The organism is Nocardioides sp. GY 10127 (genome assembly GCF_004919085.1).
In the GTDB taxonomy this organism is placed as follows: Bacteria; Actinomycetota; Actinomycetes; order Propionibacteriales; family Nocardioidaceae; genus Nocardioides.
The window spans coordinates 629,037-652,529 of sequence record NZ_STGL01000003.1 but is presented as its reverse complement, the minus strand read 5'-3'; the positions used below and the strand labels follow the sequence as shown (position 1 = coordinate 652,529).

Genomic DNA, 23,493 nt, shown 5'->3' with positions numbered 1-23,493 from the left:
ACCCATGACTGACCAGACGTCCTCGGCTCCCGAGCCGACCGCCTCGGCGCCGGCCCCCGTGCCGGCCCCTCCCGTCGCCCCGCCGATGGCACCTGCCGTCCCCGCGCCGCCGGTGGGTCTGCAGCCCGCCACCGCGTACGCCCCCGCCATGACCCTCGGCCCGGTCGGCAAGCAGCGCAGCACCGGTGTGGCCTTCCTGCTGTCGATCGTCACGCTCGGCATCTACTCGCTGTACTGGTACTACGCCACCAGCGCCGAGATGAAGCGTCACTCCGGCCAGGGCCTCGGCGGCGGCGTCGCGCTCCTCATCGCTTTCTTCTTCGGGATCGTCTCGCCGTTCATCTCCTCCAGCGAGGTGGGTGGCCTCTACAGCCGTCGCGGCCAGGTGCCGCCGGTCAGCGGGGCCAGCGGCCTCTGGGTCCTGCTGCTGGGCTGGTGCCTCGTCGGCTGGATCGTGTGGTTCGTCAAGACCAACAGCGCCCTCAACGCGTACTGGGCGTCGGCGACTCCTCGCTGAGGCAAATGCGGCCCGCCGGACGGACGTCCGGCGGGCCTGTGTGCGTGCCCGGTGACGGTGGCGTCCCGGGCCCGAGTTGCGTCCGTCTCGACGAATCCCACGCGTCCGACCGGGCGGATCTGTTCGCTGAGCGGTGATGCCGCGAGCCCGCCCGTCCCGTGCTGGGTTCATGACCCGGCCACCCTCTCGCGCCGACTGGCGGTGTCGGAGCAACCCAGCTGGCGTGCGGATCGGTTGCTGGGCCACCGCCCACAGCTGCCCGCGGCCACCGGCGGTGTCGGAGCAACCGACGCGACGCCTGAGTCGGTTGCTGACGCACCGCCCATGCCCGCCGCGGCGATCCGCGGTGTCGGAGCAACCCGCCTGACGTCGGATTCGGTTGCTGACGCACCGCCCACAGCTGCCCGCGGCCACCCCAGCGCAGGGGACGTCATGCGAACCGGACGTCCCTCCCCTCAGGCGTATGACGTCCCACGCCGGGGGAGCGGGACGTCATACGCCCTGGTCAGAAGCAGGGTCGTTTCGTATGACGTCCCGAGCTCCCACCAGTCGAGCAACAAGTCCGGGCAGCACAACCGCAGCCCCGCCGAGCACCACGACACCAGCGGGTCGGTGAACACCCGCGCCACCCGGAGGGGTGAGTAGAGGCGTCCGCTGAGCGGGCAGGAGAGTCCGCACAGCGTCAGGTGTGACGGTTGACACAGGTGGTCTGGTCCGGCAAGGTGCCACCTGTCCGCACCTTGTAACCGGTTACAGATACCGGTTACATCCACGAGAGGAGCAGCCGGTGGCCACGATCCGCGACGTCGCCCGCGAGGCAGGCGTGTCCATCGCGACGGTCAGCCGCACGCTGCGCGACCCCGACGTGGTCAAGCCCGACACCCGCGCCAAGGTGCTCGCGACCGCCGAGCGGCTCGCGTTCCGCCCCAGTCACCTCGGCCGCCAGCTCGCCGAGCGCCGGCACGCGGCGGCCGGCGTCGTCTTCCCCGACCTCTCCGGCCCGTACTACGCCGACGTGGTGATGGGGTACGAGTCCGTCGCCGCCGAGGTGGGCCGCTCCGTCCTCATCTGCTCCACCCGGGGCCGCGCGGACGTCGAGAAGCAGGTCACCGAGATGGCGGGACGCTGCGACGGCCTGGTCGTGCTCGGGCCGGCGATCCCCGACGCGCTGCTGCGCGACCTCGCCCGCCAGCACGTCCCGCTGGTCCTGGTGGCTCGCCCGACCAGCCCGGAGCAGGACTCCGTGAGCACCGCCGCCACGGCGAGCGGTCACGCGCTGGTCCGCCACCTGCTCGAGGACGGCGCCCGCCACCTCGTCTTCGTCGGCGACCCGAGCACCAGCCCCGACGTCGCCGACCGCCTGGCCGCGGTCCGGCAGGCGCTGGAGGCGAGCCCGGAGCCCACGACCCTCACGATCCACCCCGTCGACGACCTCGACGAGACCCACGGCCGCGCCGCGGCCGACGCGCTGCTCGCGCAGCCCACCCACGGCGGGGAGCCGGGCACGCTGCCCGACGCCCTCGTCTGCGCCAACGACGAGCTCGCCCTCGGCGTCCTCACCCGCCTCACCGAGGCGGGGCGGGACGGCGAGGTCCGCGTCACCGGCTGGGACGACGTGATGGCGGCCCGTTGGGCCGGACTCACGACCGTCCGCCAGCCCGTGCGCGAGCTCGGTGCCACCGCCGCCCGGCTGCTCGAGGAGCGCTTGGCCGGCACCCGGACGACCCCCCGGCACGAGGTGCTCGAGACCGAGCTCGTCGTGCGCACCAGCAGCACCCTCCTCGGGAAGGACCACGCATGACAACGCACCGGCCGACGACGCCCGGCACCAGCCCCACGCAGAGCCCCACCAAGACCACCCGGAGCACCAGCAAGAGCACCAGCAGGAACAGGAGGCGGACGCTCGTCGCCCTCACCCTCGCCGGCCTGACGCTGAGCAGCCTCGCCGCCTGCGGGCGCGACGCGACCAGCGCCGGCGGCGAGGCCCAGTCCGACGCCATCGACGACAGCCCGGCCACCGGCACGATCGAGGTGTGGGCGATGGGCGCCGAGGGCGAGGCCCTCGACGACTTCACCCAGGCCTTCGAGAAGGAGAACCCCGACGCGGACGTCGAGGTCACCGCGATCCCGTGGGACTCCGCCCACGACAAGATCCAGGGCGCCATCACGTCCGGCCAGGGTCCGGACGTCACGCTCGTCGGCTCGACCTGGATGGGCGAGTTCGGCGCCTCGGGCGGCCTCATGCCGACCCCGGAGGGCCTCGTGGACTCCGGCGACTTCTTCACCGGCGCCTGGGAGGGCAACCAGGTGGGCGGCACCCAGTACGGCGTCCCCTGGTACGTCGAGACCCGCGTCCTCTACTACCGCTCCGACCTGGCCAAGAAGGCCGGGTGGACCTCCCCGCCGCAGACGTGGGACGAGCTCAAGCAGTTCGCCTCCGACCTCCAGACCAAGGCCGGCGTCGACTACGGCATCAGCCTCCAGCCCGGCCAGACCGGCTCGTGGCAGACGTTCCTGCCGTTCGCCTGGTCCGACGGCGCCGAGCTCGCCAACGACGACGGCACCGAGTGGACCCTCGACTCCGACGCCATGAAGGAGTCCCTGGACTACTACTCCTCCTTCTTCACCGACGGCCTCGCCCAGACGCACGTCATGGACGCCGGCGAGCTGGAGTCCGGCTTCGCCGACGGCACCTACGGCTCGTTCGTCTCCGGCCCGTGGCACGCCGCCCTCGTCGAGGACGCCGGCGTCGACCCGTCCGACTACGCCGTCGCCCCCATCCCCGGCCCCGACGGCCCCGGCTCGAGCTTCGTCGGCGGCGGCAACCTGGCCGTCCTCACCGACGCCGAGAACCCCGACGGCGCCTGGAAGCTCGTCCGCTGGCTCGAGCAGCCCGACGTCCAGCAGGACTTCTACGACACCGTCGGCGACCTCCCCGCCAACTCCACCGCGTGGAAGTCCGGGGACCTCGCGGACGACGAGCAGCTCGCCGTGTTCGGAGACCAGCTCGACCGCGCCGTCTCGCCGCCGGCCGTCCCCACCTGGGAGCAGGTCGCGGACGTGATCGACGGCCGCGTCGAGCGCACCACCAAGGGGCTCGAGGACGTCGACCAGGCCGTCGAGGAGATGCAGTCCGAGGCCTCCAGCGTCGGGACGGGTCTCTGAGGCAGTCGCCTCGGGCACCCACCCCGGCTCCGTAGCCACCAGCAGGGAGATGACGACGATGTCCTCCACGCACGCACCACGCCCCACCAGCAACGACAACAGCAACGACGGCAACGACGGCAAAGACAAGACGCCCGGCCGGTCCGGCGCCACGTCCCCGCACCCCTCGCCCGAAGCCCTCGACCTCCCGCGCGCCACCGGCGCCGGGGGGACGGGGACGGCTGAAGCGCAGGGCAGCAAGGGCCGGCAGGGCAGGCCCCGGCGCCGCCACGACCCCACGGCCCGGTCCCAGACCGTCGCGGCCTGGGTGCTCGCCGTCCCGTTCATGGCGGTGTTCCTCGTCTTCACCGCCGGCCCGGTGCTGGCCAGCCTGGGGATGAGCTTCACCGACATCCGCTCCACCGACGCCCGGCACCCGCTCGCGGTCTCGTTCGTCGGCCTGGAGAACTACACGCGCCTGCTCGGCGACGAGCTGTTCCGCAAGGTCGCCCTCAACACGCTGCTCTACCTGCTGCTGGGCGTCCCGCTCACGCTGGTGGTGGCGATGGCGGTGGCGGTCGGCCTCAACCGGGTCACGCGGTTCAAGGGCTTCTTCCGAGTGGGCTTCTACCTGCCGGTCGTCACCTCGATCGTCGCGGTCTCGGTGGTGTGGAAGTTCCTCCTGCGCGAGAACGGCGGCCTGGTGAACTCCGCGCTCGAGGCGGTGGGCCTGCCCGGCCAGGCGTGGCTCGACGACACCCACCTCGCGCTGCCGTCCCTGGTCGTCATGGCCGTGTGGCGCAACTTCGGCACCATGACCGTCATCTTCCTGGCGGCCCTCCAGACCGTGCCCACCGAGATCACCGAGGCCGCCGAGTCCGACGGCGCCGGTGCGTGGGCCCGCTTCCGGCACGTCACCCTGCCGATGCTGCGCCCGACGATCCTGTTCGGCGCCGTCATCACCGGCATCGGCTACCTGCAGTTCTTCGAGGAGGCCTTCGTGATGACGTCCGGCGGCCCGCTCGACTCGACCCGGTCCATCAGCTACTACACCTACGACCAGTTCGGGTTCGGCAACTACGGCCTCGCGGCCGCCGCGAGCTACCTGCTCTTCCTCGCCATCGTGCTGCTGACCCTGCTGCAGTTCCGGCTGCTGCGCTCGAAGGACTGATCCGCATGGCCACCCTCACCGCACCCACCTCGCACGAGGAGCAAGGGAACAAGAAGAAGGGACGCCGGCCGGGCGGCCGCGACGACGCCCGCCTGCGCACCCCGGCCTGGCTCTACGCCGTCATGGTCGCCGGGCTGTTCCTGGTCGTCGTCCCGTTCCTCTGGATGATCGTCTCCTCGGTCAAGCCCAACAGCGAGCTGCGCCAGGTGCCGCCGACGCTGCTCCCGCACGCCCTCACCCTCAGCAACTACGAGGCGCTCTTCACCGACCTCGACTTCCCGCGGTTCTTCCTCAACTCCGCGCTGGTCAGCCTCGGGACGATGGCCGGCAACATGGTCTTCTGCTCGATGCTCGGCTACGCGCTGGCGAAGCTGGAGTTCCGCGGCCGCAACGTCCTGTTCGCGCTGGTCGTGGGCACCCTCATGGTCCCCGGCGTGGTGACCTTCGTGCCCCTGTTCGTGCTCACCACGAACCTCGGCCTCACCAACACGCTGCCGGCGATGATCCTGCCGTTCATGGCCGGCCCGTTCGGGGTCTTCCTCATGCGGCAGTACATCCTCTCGATCCCCGACGAGCTGATCCAGGCCGCCCGCGTCGACGGCGCCGGCGAGCTGCGGATCTTCTTCTCCGTCGTCCTGCCCCTGTGCGGGCCGGCGCTGGCCACCCTGGGCGTGCTCACGTTCCTCTCGTCCTGGAACAACTTCCTCTGGCCGCTCGTCGTGGCCACCAGCGAGGACAAGTACACGCTCCCCGTCGCCCTCGCGCTCTACGCCGTGGGCCAGAACTCCACCGACTACGGCCTGCTCATCGCCGGTGCCGTCGTCGTCGTGCTGCCCGTGCTCGCCGTCTTCCTCGTCCTGCAGCGCCACATCATGCAGGGCGTCGCGAGCACCGGCATCAAGTGACCTGACCCCCCTTCCACCTACCTCAGGAGTCCTCATGCGCAGCTCGGTGCGCACACCGATCCTGGGCGCGCTCTCGGCGCTCGCCCTCACGCTCCCCGTCCACGCCGCGGCCACCGCCGCGCCCGCCACCAGCGCCGGCACCGCCGGCGTGACGACCTCCCAGCAGGACGCCGGCTTCCCGACCGCCCGCAAGGCGGTGCTGCAGCGCTACGTGACCGACACCTGGCACTCGTTCGAGGCCATGGTCGACCCGGCCACCGGCCTGCCCGCCGACAACATCGGCGGCGACCTGACCGCGTCGAGCCGGTCGTCCTACACCTCGCCGACCAACATCGGCGCCTACCTGTGGTCGACGGTGGTCGCCCGCGACTCGGGCCTGATCACCGACGCCGAGGCGCGGCAGCGGATCGGCCAGACCCTCGACACGCTCTCGCGGCTCGACCGGCACGAGGCGTCCGGGATGTTCTACAACTGGTACGACCCCGCCACCGGCGACCGCGTGACCACGTGGCCCGACGACGGCAGCCAGGTCAAGCAGTTCCTCTCCTCCGTCGACAACGGCTGGCTCGCCACGGGCCTGCTGGTCGCCGAGAACGCCGTCCCGGCGCTGCACGACGAGGCCCACGCCCTGCGCACGCAGATGAACTTCGGCTGCTTCTACGACCCGGCCGAGAACCAGCTGCGCGGCGGGTTCTGGGAGACCGACCCGCAGGATGGCGCCGCCGTCACGGGCGACTACTGCGGCATGGGCACCGACGTCTGGTACACCGGCCACCACTACGGCGCGTTCAACACCGAGCCGCGGATGGCGTCCTACCTGGGCATCGCGGCCGGCCAGATCCCGGCCCGCCACTACTGGGGCATGGCCCGCACGTTCCCCAACGAGGGCTGCGACTACGACTGGACCGAGACCCGGGCCGTCGGCGAGTGGAAGACCTACGACGGCGAGCGCGTCTTCGAGGGCGCGCTGCCCTACCGCGGGATGGACATCGTGCCGACGTGGGGCGGGTCCATGTTCGAGGCGCTCATGGTGCCCCTGTTCGTGCCGGAGGAGACGTGGGGCCCCCGCTCGTGGGGCGTCAACCACCCGCTCTACGTGCAGGCCCAGATCGAGCACGGCCTCGACGAGGCCGGGTACGGCTACTGGGGCTTCAGCCCGTCGGACGACCCGGCCGGCGGCTACCGCGAGTACGGCGTGGACCAGCTCGGCATGGACGGCCCCGGCTACACCTCCGACGAGGAGCGCACCACCGTCGACCAGGCCTACGAGGGCTGCCACGACGGCACCGGCGTCTCCGGGGAGTACGGCGACGGCGTGGTCACGCCCCACGCGTCCTTCCTGGCCCTGCGCTACAAGCCGGGCGCCGCGCTGGCCAACCTGCGCAAGATCCGCACCCACTTCGACGCCTACGGCGAGGGCGGCTTCTACGACGCGGTCGCCACGCAGTCGGGCCGGGTCGCCCACGAGTACCTCTCGCTGGACCAGGGGATGATCATGGCCGCCCTCGGCAACGCCCTCGACGGTGACGACGTCCGCGGCTACGCGGCCACCCGCCAGATGCGCGACGCGCTCGAACCGCTCATGCGCCAGGAGGTGTTCGCCTCCGCGCCCCGCGAGGAGTGAGACCCGCACGCCCTCCGAGGTCGTGTGCCTGGACGCCGCCCTGAGCGCCCGCCCAGGCACACGACCTGCCCGAGAAAGACCCTGACCCTCCCCGGAACAGGAGCAACCCCCTCATGACCAGCACGCAGAACCCGACCACCGGACGCAGCACCGGACGCAGCACCGGACCCAGCACCGAGTCCACCCGCACCGACGGCCGCGCGGACGCCCGCGCCGACTGGGAGGCCCGGATCGGCCAGGCCTCGGGCACCGCGTTCGGCGGCAACGCCCCGCGCCTGGACCCGCCCACCGGCCTCGCCGCCACCCCCGGCGGCCACCAGGTGAGCCTGACCTGGGACCTCGTGGACGGCGCCATCGGCTACCAGGTCCACGTCGCCGACTCGCCCGACGGCCCGTGGGGCCCGCTCGACCACGCCGGCCGCGACGTCCTCGCCGTGCCCCACCCGCCCTACGTCGACACCACCGGCACCCCCGGGGAGACCCGCTGGTACGCGGTGACCAGCCTGTCCGACGTCCACGTGGAGGGCCCGCGCAGCGCCGCGGTGACCGCCGCGCCGCTGGCGGCTCCGGTCTCGCTCACCACGGTCGAGGTGGACGCCGGCGGGGACGCCGGTCCGCTGGCCCGGCCGTGGCGCCCGATGATCGGCGCCGAGCACCTCTCGCACGCCCTCTCCACCGACACCACGGGCGGCCGCTCCATCGGCGGCGAGCTCTCGTCCGCGCTCAAGGCGGCGCACGACGAGCTGGGGGTCCGCACCGTCCGCGCCCACGGCATCCTCTGCGACGACAACGCGGTCTACCGCGAGGTCGACGGGGAGCCGGTGCACGACTTCACCGGCGTCGACCGGGTCTACGACCACATCCTCTCCCTGGGCCTGAAGCCGGTCGTCGAGATCAGCTTCATGCCGCGCGACCTGGCCACCGACCCGGACAAGACGGTCTTCGACTACGACGCGATCATCTCCCCGCCGAAGAGCTGGGACCGCTGGTACCAACTGGTCCGCGACCTCACCGCGCACCTGCTGGAGCGCTACGGCGAGGAGGTCGTCACCGACTGGTCGTTCGAGGTGTGGAACGAGGCGAACCTCGAGGTCTTCTGGTCCGGGACGCCGGAGCAGTACCTGCGGCTCTACGACGTCACCGCGGCCGCGGTGCGCGACGTCGACCAGCGGCTCGTCGTGGGCGGGCCCTCCTCGGCCGCCGCCGGCTGGGTCGAGGAGCTGCTGGCCCACGCGGAGCGCACCGGCTCGCCCGTCGACTTCGTCTCCACCCACACCTACGGCAGCCCGCCGCTGGACTTCCGGCCGATGCTCGAGCGGTACGGCCGCGGCGGCACCCCGATCTGGTGGACCGAGTGGGGCGTCACCCCCACCCACTTCAACGAGGTCTCCGACGCGGTCTTCGCCGGGACGTTCCTGCTGCGCGGCATGGCCTCGGCGATGGACCGGATCGAGGCGCTCTCCTACTGGGTCGTCTCCGACCACTTCGAGGAGCTCGGCCGCCCCGAGCAGCTCACCCACGGCGGGTTCGGCCTGCGGACCGTCGGCGAGCTGCGCAAGCCCCGCTGGTGGGCGCTGGCCATGCTGGAGCGGCTCGGCGACACCCGCCTCCCCGTGACGCTGGGCGGGGACGGTGGCGGCTCGCTCGTGGAGGCGGTCGCGGCGAGGCAGGACGACGGGGTGCTCGGCGTCCTGGCGTGGAACCTGACCCTCGACCAGACGAAGGCGTCCGGCGACCCCGCGCTCGCCCGCGAGACCTCCGTGCGGCTCACCGGCCTGGTGCCCGGCGCGCGGTACACGCTGAGCCACGAGCGGGTCGACGCGGACCACTCGGACGTGACCGGCCGCTGGGGCGCCATGAAGGACCCCGACCAGGCCTGGCCGACCGAGGCCCAGTGGTCCGAGCTGCGCGCGCACGACCATCTGGAGCACCTCGAGCCCACCCGCAGCGTCACCGTCGGCGACGACGGCTCGCTCGAGGTGACCACCGAGCTGCCCATGCCGTCGATGTCGCTGCTCACCCTCACCCCCGAGGGCTGAGGGTCGGGGGTGCGGCGCACCTGGTGACCGGGGACAGCGTCGTCCCCGCGCCGCACCACCCGGGCGAGGCCCGGTCCACCGTCTCGGGGTGGACCGGGCCTCGTCGCGTCCTGCCCCGGGGGCGACTGGTGGTGTCGGAGCAACGTGCTTGACGCGCCGATCGGTTGCTGACACACCTCCCCACAGCTGCCCGGGACACCCGGGACGTCATACGAACCGGACGTCCCTCCCCTCAGACGTATGACGTCACGCGCCGGGGGAGCGGGACGTCATACGTTCCGGTCCGGAGAGTGACCGACTCGTATGACGTCCCGAGCCGCCCGAAAGCACAGCGAGCCGCCCCGCAGCAGCCCCGAGGCACCGCTGGAACCAGATGTGGTCACGACGACAACCACAGGCATGAGGGGACGCGGCCGCGACGGTGGTTGGATCGCCACGTGTCCGCCCTGACCCGCCGCGCAGTCGAGTCGCTGCCGGACACGCTCGTGCGGCTGCTGCTGGAGGTGCGCGACCGCGTCCGGGTCAGCGACCCCGGGATGGGTCGGCTGCGGCAGGGCCTGTCCGCGGCGGTGTGCGTCGGCGGCACGATCCCGCTGCAGATGGGCGTGGCGCGAGCGCTCGACTACGACGCCGCCACCTCGCTGGGCGTCGTCATGCTCGGCGCGATCGTCGGGATGCTCGGCTCCAACGCCGTCTTCGGCACCAGCCGCGGCTATGCGTTCCGCACGGCGGTGTGGTTCCCCGTGGCCGTCACGGCGGGGCTGGTGCCGGCCAGCCTCATCGGCGACCGCCTCACCCAGGGCATCGGGTTCGCCGTCGTCCTCTTCGCCGCGGTGTGGGTCCGACGCTTCGGCGGCGCCTGGTTCTTCTACGGCTTCCTCGGCTGGATGGGCTTCTTCGCGGGGACGTTCCTGCAGGTCAGCCCCACGCAGGTGCCGCACATGGCGCTCGCGGCGGCGATCAGCGCCCTGTGGATCGCGACCGTCACGGCCACGATCCTGCACGCCGACCCCCGCCGCGTCCTCCAGGCGACCCTCGCCGCCTTCTTCGCCGGCGGGCGGGCGGTGGCCCGGGAGGCCGCCGACCTGCTCGAGGTCCCCGCCGGCGCGAGCGGTCGCGAGACCCGCGCCGACCGCGCCCTCGGCGCCCGCGTCGCCGCCCTCGGTGAGTCCGCCCTGCTGGTGGAGGCGTGGTCCCAGCAGGCGCACGCCATGCCGGAGGGCTGGTCGGCCAGCGCGCTGCGCCGCCGCACCCTCGAGGCCCAGCAGGCGGCCGAGCGGTTCGCCTCCTCCGCCGAGCAGCTGCACCGCCTCGCCGTCTCCGAGAAGGGCGTGGACGCCGAGCTCCTGGACGAGGCCCGTCGCGCGCTCGACCACCTGGCGGCCCGGCGCGACCTGGCCGCCGTCACGGCAGCCGAACGGCTGACCCGGCGAGGGACCGAGGTGCGGGAGGCCGGGGGAGAGGGCTGGTGGCAGGCCCGCCACCTGGCGCACGGCGTCCGCGAGCTGCTCCGGTTCGACGCGGCCGCCGACGACCCGCCCGAGGTCGACCCCGGCGAGGAGGAGTTCGAGGCGGCCGCCGGGCTGGTCTTCGGCGGGCTGCCCGGCAGCCCCGCCGTCGCCCGTGACGTCCAGGTGCGGGGGAGCCGGCTCAACCCGCTCACCCGCGTCTCCATGACCACCCGGCAGGCGGTGCAGATGGCCGTCGCCGGCGTCCTCGCCCTGCTGCTCGGCACCATGCTCTCGCCCACCCGCTACTACTGGGCGGTGGTGGCGACCTTCGTGACGGTCACCGGCACCGGCACCCGCACCGAGACCGCGCTCAAGGGCACCGCCCGCGTCGCGGGCACCCTGGTCGGCATCGCCGTGGCGATCGGCCTGGCGCACGTGACGGTCGGCGACACCCGCCTCGTCCTCACCGTCATCCTGGTGAGCATCTTCCTGGCGATGTACTTCGTGAAGGTCTCCCAGGCCGCGACCGCCTTCTTCATCACCCTCGTCCTCGGCGAGCTCTACACGGTCCTCGGCACGTTCAGCGACGACCTGCTCGCGCTGCGCCTGGGGGAGACGCTCGTCGGGGCCGTCACCGGCGCGGTGGTCGCCCTCGTCCTCGCGCCCCTCTCGACCCGCGACACCGTCCGCGCCGCCCGCGACGAGCTCTACGACGCCATGGCGGACCTGCTCGAGGGCGTCGCCGCCTACGCCCGCGCCGCCGACCCGCGGCACCCCGCCCACGCGCCCGGCTCGCCGGCCCCAGCCGGCGGGACGGCCCGGCCCGTCGGCACCCCGCTGCGCCCCGACCTCGACGCGCTCGTCCGCGTCGTCGACGACAAGGCCCGCCGGGTCGCCCTCGTCGCCCGGCCGCTGGCGCGGTCGCTGCCGTCGGGCACCGTCAGCCGCGGCACCCGGCGGCGGCTCGGCCTGTACGTCGCCGCCGTCAGCCAGTGCCGGGCGCTCGTCCTCTCGCTCCAGGAGGCGCCGCCCGCGCACCCCGGCGCCACCGCCTCGGCCGCCACCGCGCTCGCCGAGGGCCTGCGCGCGCTCACCGCCACGCGGATCGGCGAGAAGGCGCCGGACGCCGAGGAGCCGCTCTCCCGCGGCGGGCTGGTGCTCTTCGCCGGCCCCGACGCCGACCGCGACGACGACCCCGTCGTCCGGCACCTGCACCACCTCACCTCCAGCCTGGGCGAGCTCGCCGGCGTCGGCGGGTCCGTGGGCTGGCGCAGCTCCTGGAGCTGATCCGTCCCCGCGCCGTGCCACGGAGCGGATAGTCCCTGACGAACGGACCGGTTTCCGGGCGCGTCGAGGGTCCGTTCGTCAGGGACTATCCCCTCGGCCGGCGCGGGTCAGGAGCGCCGCAGGGCCGCCAGGGCGGTGAGCCCGGGGAGGCGGTCGCGCAGGCGGTCGCCATCGGCACCGTGGACGACGGGCACGCCGGCGGCCCGGGCGGCGGCGGTGGCCCGGCGGCGGGCGAGGACGTGGCCGGGGCGGCTGCGCGTGGCGGCCTCGGCGGGCGGCAGGTCCCGCAGCAGGACGGCCGCGACGCGGTCGGGGTGCTCGACGGCCAGGTCGGCGTAGGTCTCCGGGTCGTGCTGCCCGTCGTCCCCGACGAGGACCCAGGTGAGGTGCGGCAGGTCGGCGAGCAGCCGGCGCAGCTCGTTGCGCTTGTGCGCGGTGCCGCTGCGGAACCACCGCCCGGCGGTGGGGCCCCAGTCCGTGAGCAGCATGGGGCCTGCGGGGTAGCGGTGCCGGCGCAGGAAGCGCTCGATGGCGGGGGCGACGTTCCACGCGCCGGTGGAGAGGTAGACGGCGAAGGGCCGCTCGTGGCCGCGCAGGAGCTCGGCGTAGAGGTCGGCCATGCCGGGCACGGGACGGCGGCTGTCCTCGCGGGAGAGGAAGGCGTGCTGGAGCGCCTGGAGCCGGCGGGGGAGGACGGTGACGATGACGGTGTCGTCGAGGTCGCTGACCAGGCCCAGCCGCGCCTCGGCCGCCACGACGTGCAGGGTGGTGGCGACCGGATCCCGGCCGGGCACGCAGAAGGTGACCTCGCAGGGTCCGGCCGGCAGGGGCACCTCGACCCGGGCGTCCACGTAGCCCTCGCGGTTGGTCCGCAGCAGCACGGTGCGGTCGCCGACCCGGGCCGTCACCTCGACGTCCGCGACCGACTGCACGGTGAACCGGCGCCAGCCGCGCGGGGCCTGACGGTCGCCGTCGGCACCCGCCGCACCAGTGGACGCCTGCACACCCGAGGTCTCGTCGGTCGAGCTGTCGGGCTCCGCGGGGGCCGGGGCCAGCAGCACGCGGGCGAACAGTCGTACCCACGCGCCCTCGAGCCCGTAGCCCGGGAAGGCGACGACCCGCTCGGTCCAGCCGCGGCGCCGCAGCGCCCCGACGAGCACGGTGTCCACGGCGTCCTCGAGGCGCGCCGGGAGGCCGAGCGGGACGGGCTGGTCGGGCTGCGTCGTCACGCCCGCATGCTTGCGCACCTGGCGCCCGGGCGCGACCTCCCCCCGGCGCTGTCCCGGGTGCCGGACGGCCGCGCCGCCGGTGGCGGGGCCGCGTCGGAGGGCTCCCTGCCGGGCCGGCCGTCACACCGCCCGGCGGCCACCCCGCGACAGCCCCTCGGCGACCCCTCATCGCCCCCGCGAGGGACCCGCGAGGAGCCGAGGATCGCCCCCGGAGAGCGGTCCGGGCGCGAGCCGGCACCCTCCGCGATGAGACGGGCACCACGCCGGATCGGGCGGATTCTCAGGTTTAGCCCAGAGATGCCCCAGACGGTGGATGCGGAACAGATCACGTAACGCGTTCGACGGTGCGCGTCTCCCACGCCTGGATCCGGCCCGGCGCCCCTCACCCCCGCGGTCCGGAGGCCCAGGTCACACGATTCGTGACTTGATTTGGCCCCGCGCGGCTCGGGAACGTGGTCGAGCCGACGGATCTCGGGCCCGTTCGCCAGCACCACCTGAGCAGCACGCCGCACCACCGCAGCACCACCCCAGCACCACCCCAGCACGCAGCCACCAGGCACCCACCAGTCACGCAGCACGCAGCCAGCGCGCTCCAGCAGACCGCCAGCAGCACACGGACCTGACCACCCACCCCGAACCTCTCGGGACAGGTCCCGGGCCGACGCACCCCTCGCTCGAGGGGCGGCCCCCGCAGCACCCGTGACGGGCCCGAACACCCCCTCGGCGTCGACGACGACGCCCGGGGTCCCTCGGCGTGCCCGTCACCCGCCGTCGCCTGCACCGTCGCCGTCCGGGGCCCCGAGGCCCCCACGTCGCGGTCGCCGCGTCGCACCGTGAGAAGCAGAGCAAGAGGAGCACCAGGAGTACTCGTGTCGATCGAGATCGTCATCCCCGCGCACAACGAGCAGCACCGCATCGGCCAGACCCTCTCGGCGTACTCCGAGCTGGTCGACCCGTCCCTCGTCATCACCGTCGCCCTGGACGACTGCACCGACGGCACCCGCGACATCGTCGCCGCCCACGCCGCCGCCGACCCGCGCATCCGGTTCACCGAGTACCCCCGCCTGGGCAAGGGCGGGGTGCTGGCCGAGGCCATGCGCGCCAGCACCGCCGACCAGGTGGCGTTCGTCGACGCCGACTGCTCCACCCCGCCCGAGGAGATCGCCCTCCTCGCCCGCACGCTCGACGAGACCGCGGCCGACGTGGCCATCGCGTCCCGCTTCCACCCCGCCTCGGTGCTGCCGCGGCCCCGCTCGCTCAAGCGCAAGGTCACCAGCGTCGGCTTCCAGACGGCCGTCCGGCGCCTCTTCGACCTGCCGTTCTTCGACACCCAGTGCGGCGCCAAGGTGCTCACCCGCACCGCGGCCGAGCGGATCATGCCGCTCGTCTCCAGCCGCGACTTCGTCTTCGACGTCGACCTGCTCGTCACCGCCCGGGCCCTCGACCTCACCGTCGCCGAGATGCCGACCGTGTGGATCGACCGGGACGGTTCGCGGGTCGACGCGCTGTCCGACTCGCTGCGCATGGCCGCCTCGCTGGGGCGGCTGTGGCTGCACCACCGGGTCGTCCCGGTGCGGATGCCGGCCAAGCCGCTGGTCGAGTCGCTGCCCGCGGGGGCGGGGGCCTCCTCGCCGTCCACCGGAGCGATGCCCGCGCTGGGACGCCTGCCGGAACCCCTGCCGGAGCACCTGCAGGGACACCTGGCCGCGTCGCAGCACCAGCCCCAGCCCGACCCCCACCGAGAGGAGACCGTCCGTGCCTGATCCCGCCACCGAGCGCCCCGACGTCGCGCTCGTCAGCCTCTACCCGCGCCTGGGCGCGCGCCACGACGGCGAGTCCGGCGTGGCCTCCTACACCGGCAACCTGGCGCACGCGCTGGCCGAGCAGGGCCTGCGGGTCTGCGTGGTCGCGCCGACGCTCGAGGGCGAGCCGGACGTGGGGCACGACGGTCCCGTCGAGGTCCGCCGCGCCTTCACCAGCGGTCGGCCGACCGCCGTCCGCGACGCCCTGGCCGCGGCCCGCGCCACCGGCGCCGCGCAGGTGCACCTGCAGTTCGAGCTGTTCCTGTACCACGGCCCCAGCGGCCTCCCGGTGACGCTGGCGGCCCTGGCCCACCACCGCCGCGTCGGCCCGCCGCTCACCCTGACGATGCACCAGGTCGTCGACCCGGCGAAGGTCACCGCGGACTACACCCGCATGCACCGCATCGCCGTCCCGCCGCTCGCCGCGCGCGCCGCCATCGCGGGCGTGCAGCGCAGCCTGCCGCGGCTGGCGAGCACGACGATCGTCCACGAGCCGGCCTTCGCGCCGCTGGTGCCCGGCGCAGTGGTGGTGCCGCACGGCATCGAGAGCCCGCCGGCAGGCTCCCGCGACGCCGCCCGGCGCCGCCTCGGGGTCGAGGGCGACGCCCTGGTGGCCATGAGCTTCGGCTTCGTGGCGCCCTACAAGGGCCTGGAGACGGTGCTCACGGCCGCCACCCTCACCAAGCAGGACGTCGCGATGGTCGTGGCCGGCGGCACCCACCCGCGGCTCGCCGCGCAGGGCGACGACTACGAGCAGCGGCTGGAGGCCACCTACGGCCACCGGGCCCGGTTCACCGGCTTCGTCCCGGACGGCGACGTCGCCGACTGGTTCCGCGCCGCCGACGTCCTGTGCCTGTCCTACCCCGAGCCGCACGCCTCGTCGGGGCCCCTGGCCCTCGCCCTGGCCCACGGCACCCCGATGCTGCTCAGCCCGCGGCTCGCCGAGGTCGTGGGCGCACCGGAGCTCGCCGTCCGGGCGAGCGGCCCGACGCCCGGCGACCCGGCCGTCGCCGAGGCCGCCGCGTGGGCCGACCGGCTCGACCGGCTGGCCGCCGACCCCGGCGAGCTGGCCCGCCTGCGCGCCGTCACCGACGCGATGGCCGCCGACCGCACCTGGCCCGCCGTGGCCGCCCGCACCGCCGACCTCTACGAGGGGGTGACCCGTGAGCACCGCACTGATCCTGCAGACCACGCCGTGGCGTGAGAACGCCGACGACGCCGCCCTGGCCGTCCTGGCCCGCGAGCTCGAGGGCGTCGACGGCATCGACGTCGTCGCCGCGACGGCCGAGCCCGCCCGCACCCGCCGCGTCACCGGCCTGCCCACCGTCCCCGTCGACCTCGCGCACCTGCTCCGCGTGGCGCCGCGCACCCAGACCCTCGTGGTCCTGGGCGGCCGGCCGCTGGCCGGGCGCCGGGAGTCCCTGCTGTCGCTGCGGGCGCTGACCGCGCTCTCGCACGCCTACCGGGCCAGCGGCCGACGCACCGCCTTCGTGGACGTCGGGGCCGGCCGGCTCTCGGCGCGCCGCGCCACGGCGGCCCGTCGCCTGCTCGCGGGCTCCTCGCTCACGGTGCTCGACTCCGCGGAGTCGGCAGCCCGGCTGGCGGCCATCGGCCTGCCGACGCCCATCCGGGTCGGCGCCCACCTGGGCTGGTTCCTCCTCCAGGACCTGCCCCGGCGCGAGCGCACCGCCGGCCCCCTCGTCGTCGTGGACGACGGCACCCTGCTCGCCGGCGGCGGGCCGGCGGTCCTGGCCGACCGCATCGCCTGGGAGCTGGGTCGCGCACCGGCGAACGGGCTCGCGGGTGCCCCGGACCCGCGCCGTGTCTGCGTGCAGGCGCGCCGCCCCGGCGCCGCGGCGGGGGCCGACCTCGACGCGGCCCAGTCGCTGGCCCTGGGCCTGCGGCACAAGGGCCTGGCGCCGGTCGTCCTGCCGCCCTCGGCGTCCCTGGTCGCCCAGCGCGACCTGCTCGCCACCGGCACCCGCGTGCTCGGCGCCGACGCCGAGACCCTGCTCGCCGCCGCGGCGGCGCAGACGCCCGTCACCAGCTGGCCCACGGGCCAGCGCGCGGGCGGGCTGCTCGCCCACCTCGGCGACCGCGGCCCGTCGGCCGTCCGCGAGCAGGTGGCCGCGGCGGGCGAGGTGCTCGACCTCCTCGTCCTGCTGCTCACCGAGGGCGTGGGCACGACCGCGCACCCCAGCCACCGCTCCCACCTCCAGGCCTCCCGCCTGCGCCCGACGGGGGTGACCCGATGACCGTCGCCGCCACCCCGCGCGCCGAGGCGGGCACCACCCGCGGCCACGCCGGCACCGCCGGACGCCGCCAGGTCGCCGTCCTCGCCGGCCAGCTCACCGCCGGCGTCGGCAACCTCGTCGTCTCGGTGCTCCTGGCCCGGCTCCTGCTGCCGGGCGAGTACGCCTCCTACACCGCCTTCCTCGGCGCCTACGTGCTGCTGCACACCGTCGCCTCGTCGGTGACCGCCGCGATCGCGCTCGACCCGAGCCTGCACGGCCGGCTCCTGCGCCGGGCCCTGCTCGGCTCGCTGGCCGTGGCGGCCCTCGTGGTGGCCGCGTCCCCGTTCGTGTCCGGCGCGGTGGGCCTCTCCACCCTGCTCGTCGCGATGCTCGGGCTCGCCGCGCCGTCTGCGGTGCTGCTCGCCCTGGCCCGCGGCCGGCTCTACGGCACCCACCGCAGCACCGGCGCCGCCCTGACCCTCGCGACCGAGCCCTTCGGCCGCGCCCTGGTCGGGCTCGCGCTCGTTCCCGTCCTCGGCGACGGGGGAGCGGCCATCGGCACCGTCGCCGCCGGGTACGCCGCCCTGACCGTCGCGCTCGTCGCCGGCCGGGGCGCGACGCTGCCGGTCGCGGACGGCGCCGGGGCCCCGGCCGCCGCCCGGCGCGGCCAGTGGGGCACGGTCCTCACGTTCCTGCTGGTCGCCGTCGTGGCCGCCCAGGACGTCCTCGTCGCCAACAAGGTGCTGCCCGGCGGCGAGGCGGGCGTGGTCGCCGCGATCTCCACCATCGGCGGCGCCGCCTACTTCGCCACCGCCACCATCCCGCTCGTGCTCATGCCGAGCCGCGGGGAGGCCCAGCGCGGCTCGCTGCTCGTCGCCCTCGGGGCGGCGGCCGGCATCTCGCTGGCCGCGCTGCTCGTGGTCGCCGCGATCCCGGCGGACGGCTACGCCCTCGTCGTCGGCGAGGCCTACCGCGACGCCGCGACCTACGCCCCGGCCTACGTCGGCGCGATGGCGGCCCTCGGTGTGGCCAAGGTGCTCCTCGCCCGCCTCTGCATGAACGGGAGGGCCTGGGCCGCCGCCGTCCTCGTGGCGCTCGGCGTGGTGCTCCAGCTCGCGCTGCTGCTGCGGGCCACGGACGCCTACGGGATCGTCCTGGCGACCTTCTCGGCCTGCCTCTTCCTCCTGCTCGCCACCGCGGCCGCCAGCCCGTTCGCCCGCCCGTTCGCCCGCCCGTCCACCAGCCCGTCCACCAGCCCGGGCCCGGTGACCGCGACGGTGGGGGCCGTCGGGGCCGCCGGCACCACCTCGACCCCGGCCCCCGACACGATGACGCTGACCTCCGGCACGACCGACCTGCACGGCGCCGCCCCCGGCCCGTCCACCGGCCCGTCCACCAGCCCGACCGACACCCCGACGGGCACCCCGACCGGCACGCCGACCGGCACCCCCGCGCGGCGGCCCGGCCTGCGCGGCCTGCTCGCCGAGCACGGGGTCTTCCTCGTGGCGCTGGCCGTGGGGATCACGCTGCGCCTCCTCGTCACGCGCTCCATCTGGATCGACGAGGCGATCAGCATCAGCCAGGCGCAGATGAGCTACCGGGGGATGATCCACGACCTGGCCACCGCCGACGTGCACCCGCCGGGCTTCCACACGATCCTCTGGGCGCTCGTGCACCTGACGGGCTCGACCCAGGAGTACGTCGTCCGCCTGCCCTCGCTCGTGGCCGGCACCGCGCTCATCGGCGTCGCCTACGGGTTCGCCCGGGACATGTGGGACCGCCGCACCGCCCGGATCGCCGCCGTGGTCTTCGCGGTCGCCCCGGTGGCCGTGTGGTACGCCCAGGAGGCGCGGATGTACGCGCTCTGGATGCTCTTCGCGGCGCTCTCGGCGTGGGGCCAGGTCCGGGTCCTGCGGGACGTCGCGCGCGGTGAGCGCGAGGGCTCGGCCGGCCGCGGCCAGTGGCGCGACTGGCTGCTCTTCTCCGTGGCGGGCGCGATCACGGTCTACCTGCAGTGGTTCGCCATCCTGCCGGTGGTCACGAGCCAGGCGCTGATGCTCCTGTTCTGCCTGCGCCGCTCCTTCCGTCGGATGACCCGACGCTGGGTGCTCTCCGGGCTGCTCGCCGTCGCCCTGGTGCTGCCGCTCGTCCCCTTCGGCCTCGAGCAGCTCGGCACCGTCGTCGCCTCCGGCGCCGGCACGGCGAGCACCCCCAGCCAGGTCGGCGCCGACGCCACCTCGATCTCCGGGGAGGCCCCCAACGTCTACGCCGTCATCGCGAACGCGATCTGGGCGATCTGGGGCTACCACGCGGACAACGTGATGGTGATGATCGCGGCGCTGTGGCCGGTCGTGCTGATCGGCGCCCTGCTCGGGCTCGGCCGCGGCCGCTCCCGCGAGGTGTGGGTCCTGGCGATCGTCACGATGGTGCCCGTCGCGATCCTGTTCGTGATCGGCTTCGAGCGGCGCTCGCTGTTCGAGCTGCGCTACTTCACGGCCGCGGTGCCGCTGACGCTGCTCCTGCTGAGCCGGATCACGGCGAGCTGGGCCCGCGGGCCCGTCGTGCGCGTGCTCCTGCCGAGCCTGCTGGTGGGCACCCTGCTCCTCGGCCTGGCCGACCAGCAGGTCAACCAGTCCAACCCGCGCACCTACGACTTCTCCTCCGCGGTCTCGTGGGTGCGGTCGGAGTCGACCTCGAGCAACGACGTGCTCGTCTACGACCCGATCTACCTCAAGGACGAGATGGACTACTACTCCTCCGGCCTGGCCGCGATCAACGGCGGGAAGATCGACCCCGACTCCGACGACGCGGGCCTCACCGAGGCGGTCGCCGCGCAGGAGAGCGGGGCCGGGACGGCGGTCTCCGCCGCCGACGTGACCACCCCGCACAAGGTCTTCGTCCTCGGCTCCTTCCTCACCGAGAAGGACGTCGCCGCCGACGTCGGCTCCGTGCTCGCCACCCTCAAGCAGCACGGCTACCGGGTCGAGGACACCTACGTCAGCACCAACGTCCGCGTCTGGGAGCTGGTGCGCAAGGCGTCCGGGACCACCGGCCAGGAGACCGGCGCCCAGACCAGCCAGAACTCCGGCCAGAAGACCAGCAGCAAGGAGGGCAGCCGATGACCCCCGCACCGACCTCCCCGTCCGGCTCCGCCGAGCCGGCGCTCACCACCGGGCCGACACCGGGCCTGTCGAGCCAGGTGCTCGGCGAGCAGCGTCCGTGGCTCGTGCGGCTGCTCGTGGCGGCCGCCGCGACGTCCGCCGTCTGGTACTTCGGCTGGCTCCTCGTGCCCGGCCGCGTCGGCAACCCCTGGCTCTACGGGCTGCTGCTGGTCGCCGAGGTGTTCAACCTCGTGCAGGCCGTCGGCTTCTGGTGGACGCTGCTGCACGACCGCAAGGTCCGCCCCGGCGCACCCATCGCGCACTACATGACCGTCGACGTGCTGGTCCCGCGGTACAACGAGCCCGTCTCCGTGGTGGAGCCGGTGCTCGTGGCAGCGAAGCGGCTGCGCGGCGCGGACGTCACGGTCCACCTCCTCGACGACGGCGACGACCCCGAGATGGAGGCGCTGGCCGCCCGCGTCGGCGCCCGGTACGTCACCCGCGAGGTCCACTCCGGGGCGAAGGCCGGCAACATCAACCACGCCCTGGGGCTCGTCGACGGCGAGGCGGTCCTCGTCCTGGACTGCGACCACGTGCCGCACCCCGAGATGCTGCGCCGCACGCTCGGTCACCTGGCCGACGAGCGGATCGCCTTCGTCCAGACCCCGCAGTACTACGCCAACGCCGACCGCAACCCCGTGGCCGCCGCCGCGTGGGCGCAGCAGGCGCTGTTCTTCGGCTGCATCGCCCGCGGCAAGGACGACATGGGCGCGATGTTCTGCTGCGGCACGAACGTCGTGTTCCGGCGGGCCGCCCTCGACGACGTCGGCGGCTTCCCGCAGCACAGCGTCACCGAGGACTTCGAGCTCTCGCTCATGCTGACCCAGCGCGGCTGGCGCACCGCCTACGTGCCCGAGGTGCTCGTGCAGGGCCTCGGCCCGGACGACATGGCCTCCTACGTGGGCCAGCAGCTGCGCTGGGCGCGGGGCTGCCTCTCCGCGCTGGGCCGCGCGCTGGTCTCCCGGGTGCCGCTGCGGGTCAAGGCGCAGTACGCGCTGTCGTCCATGTACTTCCTCTCCGGCTGGACGGTGCTGATCTACCTCTCGCTGCCGATCATCCGCATCCTCACCGGCGAGCAGGCCGTCGCCGCGGCCACCGCGGACTCCTTCCTGCTGCACTTCGCCCCCTACTTCCTCCTGGCCCTCAGCCTCGTGGCCGTCGGCGGCGGGGGCAGCTACACCTTCCAGGCGTTCGCGCTGGCCGCGGCGTCCTCGTGGATCCACGTCGCCGCGACCCTCCAGGTGATCCTGAGGAAGGGCGGGAGGTTCGTGGTCACGCCCAAGGAGGGCGGCGGCATGTGGCAGCCGCTGGCCGTGTGGCCGGGGCTGCTGCTGTGCACCGCGCTCACCGCCACGGGCGTCTACGGCCTCGCCACCGACCGCAGCGCCGGCATGCTCAACAACGTCGCGTTCTGCCTGCTGCACCTGGTCGTCATCGGCACCGGCATCTCGTGGGCCCTGCGCCCGAAGCGGCTCGAGCGCGCCGCGCTGGCCGGGCTGCCGGTGGGCGAGGCCCGCTGGGGGACGCCGGACGGGCTGCCGCCCGAGGAGGACGTGCTCGTCGGTCTGGGGGCCACCCGATGAGCGCCCGGCAGGTGCGTTCCCGCCGGTTGGGCGTCCGGGACCGCACGTGGGCCGCGTTCCGCACGGTCAACGCGTTCGGGGGCCTGCGTCTCCCGCTCGAGGACGACGTGCGGGCGCTGCTGCGCGAGCTGGCCGTGCGCGAGCCGACCCACCCGATCCTCTGCGTCCTGGAGCGGACCCGCACCGGGCCCCGGCTGCGGCCCGCCGCGCCGGCCGGGGGAGCGGAGCTGGAGGCCCACCTCGACCGCGTCCTGGCGGTCACGGACGAGACCGACCCCGGCGCGCTCTCGGACCGGCTCCAGGCGGCCCCCGTCCACGACCTGCCGGTCGTGGTCGTGCTGGGCGTCGACCCGGCCTCCGAGTCGTGGGCGCCCACCGGGGTGCTGGCCTGCTCGGTCGCGCACGTGGTCGGCGACGGCGCCACCAAGAACCGCTGGTTCCGCGGGCTCGCGGGCCTCGACCTCGACCTGCTGCTCACGGAGGGCCAGGCGCGGTACCCGCTGCTCCGCGCGGTGGCCCGCACGTGGGGCCGCCGGCCGCTCGACGCCGTGCGCGCCGTCCGGGCCGCCCTCCCGCTGGGGCCGGGCTCCGAGCCGCTGGCCGAGCCCCGGGTCCCCGGGCCGGTGGGCTCCCCGGTCACCCGCAGCGTCCTGCTGCCGACGGAGGCGGTGGACGCCGTGCGCGCCGAGCGCGACCGCTCCGGCACGACCGCCTCGGTGGCGTCGGTGCTCATGAGCCGCACGGCGTCCGCCCTGGCGGCCGAGGGCCTCACGGGCGCCGGGGTGAAGGTGATGGCCGACTGCCGTGCCGGCCTCGGCCCGGACGCCCGGGTCGGCGGCAACTTCGCCACCGGGCCCTGGCTCGACGTCGACCCCACCGACCCCGTCGCCCTCGGCTCCGCGCTCAAGCGGGCGACCGCCGCCGGCGTGCCGCTGGTGCTGCTGGGCGCGGTGACGCTGCGGACCGGCGTCCGCGCCGCCCTCGCCGGCCTCGGCGCCCTCGAGGTCGCCGGGCTGCCGGGGGAGGGGCGAGGCCAGCGCCTGGACGGCCCCGTGCCGCGCCGGCTCACGCTCACCTACCAGGGCCGGACCGGCTTCGACCGGCTGCCGTGGGTCGACCCGGCCCGCGCCCGCACCGTCATCGCCACCCAGCCCGACGGCCCCGGCGGGCTCACCGTCGCGTTCGCCGGGGGCACGGCCGGGCTGCAGGTGGACGTGTCGTTCCACCCCACGGTCGTCGACCCGGCCGCGGTCGAGCGGGCGCTCGCGTCGCTGGCGGCGGGCGCGGCCGGCACCCGTCCGGCGTCGCCGGTGGGGCAGGGGGCGCGCAGCGCCTAGGGTTGCCCC

The 23,493-nt window shown here is 74.6% G+C and carries 15 protein-coding genes; 14 read left to right on the top strand and 1 reads right to left on the bottom strand.

Annotated features, from left to right (window positions below; genetic code table 11):
- The first annotated feature begins 4 nt into the window (after nt 1–4).
- The 8 genes from E8D37_RS06570 to E8D37_RS06535 all read left to right on the top strand — a co-directional run bounded on the left by E8D37_RS06570 (nt 5) and on the right by E8D37_RS06535 (nt 12,138).
- The gene (locus E8D37_RS06570; RefSeq protein ID WP_206055593.1) at nt 5–517 is read left to right on the top strand and encodes a DUF4234 domain-containing protein; all 513 of its coding nucleotides are present in this window, start codon (nt 5–7) and stop codon (nt 515–517) included.
- A 787-nt stretch (nt 518–1,304) separates the two neighbouring features.
- Nucleotides 1,305–2,318, top strand: a complete 1,014-nt coding sequence (locus E8D37_RS06565) for a LacI family DNA-binding transcriptional regulator (protein ID WP_136568931.1) — start codon at nt 1,305–1,307, stop codon at nt 2,316–2,318.
- Nucleotides 2,315–3,682, top strand: a complete 1,368-nt coding sequence (locus E8D37_RS06560; RefSeq protein WP_136568930.1) for a sugar ABC transporter substrate-binding protein — start codon at nt 2,315–2,317, stop codon at nt 3,680–3,682. Before E8D37_RS06565 ends, E8D37_RS06560 begins: the two co-directional genes overlap by 4 nt.
- A 58-nt stretch (nt 3,683–3,740) precedes the next feature.
- On the top strand, nt 3,741–4,832 hold the full coding sequence (locus E8D37_RS06555) for a sugar ABC transporter permease (protein ID WP_136568929.1): 1,092 nt from the start codon (nt 3,741–3,743) through the stop codon (nt 4,830–4,832).
- Between the two features lie 5 nt (nt 4,833–4,837).
- Entirely contained in the window at nt 4,838–5,737 is a 900-nt protein-coding gene (locus E8D37_RS06550) for a carbohydrate ABC transporter permease (RefSeq protein WP_136568928.1), read from the top strand.
- Nucleotides 5,738–5,771: 34 nt separating this feature from the next.
- Nucleotides 5,772–7,361: a glucoamylase family protein gene (locus E8D37_RS06545; protein ID WP_136568927.1), complete on the top strand. Its 1,590-nt coding sequence runs from the start codon at nt 5,772–5,774 to the stop codon at nt 7,359–7,361.
- 113 nt (nt 7,362–7,474) lie between these two features.
- The gene (locus tag E8D37_RS06540; RefSeq protein ID WP_136568926.1) at nt 7,475–9,400 is read left to right on the top strand and encodes a glycosyl hydrolase; all 1,926 of its coding nucleotides are present in this window, start codon (nt 7,475–7,477) and stop codon (nt 9,398–9,400) included.
- A gap of 437 nt (nt 9,401–9,837) precedes the next feature.
- Nucleotides 9,838–12,138, top strand: coding sequence for an FUSC family protein (locus E8D37_RS06535; protein WP_136568925.1), 2,301 nt, complete (start codon nt 9,838–9,840; stop codon nt 12,136–12,138).
- 107 nt (nt 12,139–12,245) lie between these two features.
- Here the strand turns inward: E8D37_RS06535 and E8D37_RS06530 are convergent, their stop codons facing one another.
- The gene (locus E8D37_RS06530; protein WP_136568924.1) at nt 12,246–13,367 is read right to left on the bottom strand and encodes a phosphatase domain-containing protein; all 1,122 of its coding nucleotides are present in this window, start codon (nt 13,365–13,367) and stop codon (nt 12,246–12,248) included.
- 869 nt (nt 13,368–14,236) lie between these two features.
- Here E8D37_RS06530 and E8D37_RS06525 point away from each other — a divergent pair.
- From E8D37_RS06525 to E8D37_RS06500, 6 genes are read left to right on the top strand one after another with little or no spacing between them, the layout of a single operon-like run.
- On the top strand, nt 14,237–15,130 hold the full coding sequence (locus tag E8D37_RS06525) for a glycosyltransferase (protein ID WP_168929651.1): 894 nt from the start codon (nt 14,237–14,239) through the stop codon (nt 15,128–15,130).
- Nucleotides 15,123–16,373 (top strand): glycosyltransferase, encoded by a 1,251-nt coding sequence (locus E8D37_RS06520; protein WP_136568922.1) that lies wholly within the window; start codon nt 15,123–15,125, stop codon nt 16,371–16,373. Before E8D37_RS06525 ends, E8D37_RS06520 begins: the two co-directional genes overlap by 8 nt.
- Nucleotides 16,333–17,424 (top strand): hypothetical protein, encoded by a 1,092-nt coding sequence (locus tag E8D37_RS19750; RefSeq protein WP_168929650.1) that lies wholly within the window; start codon nt 16,333–16,335, stop codon nt 17,422–17,424. Before E8D37_RS06520 ends, E8D37_RS19750 begins: the two co-directional genes overlap by 41 nt.
- Nucleotides 17,421–20,525: a glycosyltransferase family 39 protein gene (locus tag E8D37_RS06510; protein ID WP_136568921.1), complete on the top strand. Its 3,105-nt coding sequence runs from the start codon at nt 17,421–17,423 to the stop codon at nt 20,523–20,525. Before E8D37_RS19750 ends, E8D37_RS06510 begins: the two co-directional genes overlap by 4 nt.
- A complete protein-coding gene (locus E8D37_RS06505) occupies nt 20,522–22,147 on the top strand; it encodes a glycosyltransferase (protein WP_136568920.1) in 1,626 nt (541 codons plus the stop codon). The genes E8D37_RS06510 and E8D37_RS06505 overlap by 4 nt, the downstream gene beginning before the upstream one ends.
- Nucleotides 22,144–23,484, top strand: coding sequence for a hypothetical protein (locus tag E8D37_RS06500; protein WP_136568919.1), 1,341 nt, complete (start codon nt 22,144–22,146; stop codon nt 23,482–23,484). The genes E8D37_RS06505 and E8D37_RS06500 overlap by 4 nt, the downstream gene beginning before the upstream one ends.
- Nucleotides 23,485–23,493 lie beyond the last annotated feature (9 nt).

What these genes read in the sequence shown, in the direction of transcription:
- E8D37_RS06570 (WP_206055593.1), top strand. Translation starts at nt 5, where the DNA reads ATGACTGACCAGACGTCCTCGGCTCCCGAGCCGACCGCCTCGGCGCCG.
- E8D37_RS06560 (WP_136568930.1), top strand. Translation starts at nt 2,315, where the DNA reads ATGACAACGCACCGGCCGACGACGCCCGGCACCAGCCCCACGCAGAGC.
- E8D37_RS06555 (WP_136568929.1), top strand. Translation starts at nt 3,741, where the DNA reads ATGTCCTCCACGCACGCACCACGCCCCACCAGCAACGACAACAGCAAC.
- E8D37_RS06550 (WP_136568928.1), top strand. Translation starts at nt 4,838, where the DNA reads ATGGCCACCCTCACCGCACCCACCTCGCACGAGGAGCAAGGGAACAAG.
- E8D37_RS06545 (WP_136568927.1), top strand. Translation starts at nt 5,772, where the DNA reads ATGCGCAGCTCGGTGCGCACACCGATCCTGGGCGCGCTCTCGGCGCTC.
- E8D37_RS06540 (WP_136568926.1), top strand. Translation starts at nt 7,475, where the DNA reads ATGACCAGCACGCAGAACCCGACCACCGGACGCAGCACCGGACGCAGC.
- E8D37_RS06510 (WP_136568921.1), top strand. Translation starts at nt 17,421, where the DNA reads ATGACCGTCGCCGCCACCCCGCGCGCCGAGGCGGGCACCACCCGCGGC.
- E8D37_RS06505 (WP_136568920.1), top strand. Translation starts at nt 20,522, where the DNA reads ATGACCCCCGCACCGACCTCCCCGTCCGGCTCCGCCGAGCCGGCGCTC.
- E8D37_RS06500 (WP_136568919.1), top strand. Translation starts at nt 22,144, where the DNA reads ATGAGCGCCCGGCAGGTGCGTTCCCGCCGGTTGGGCGTCCGGGACCGC.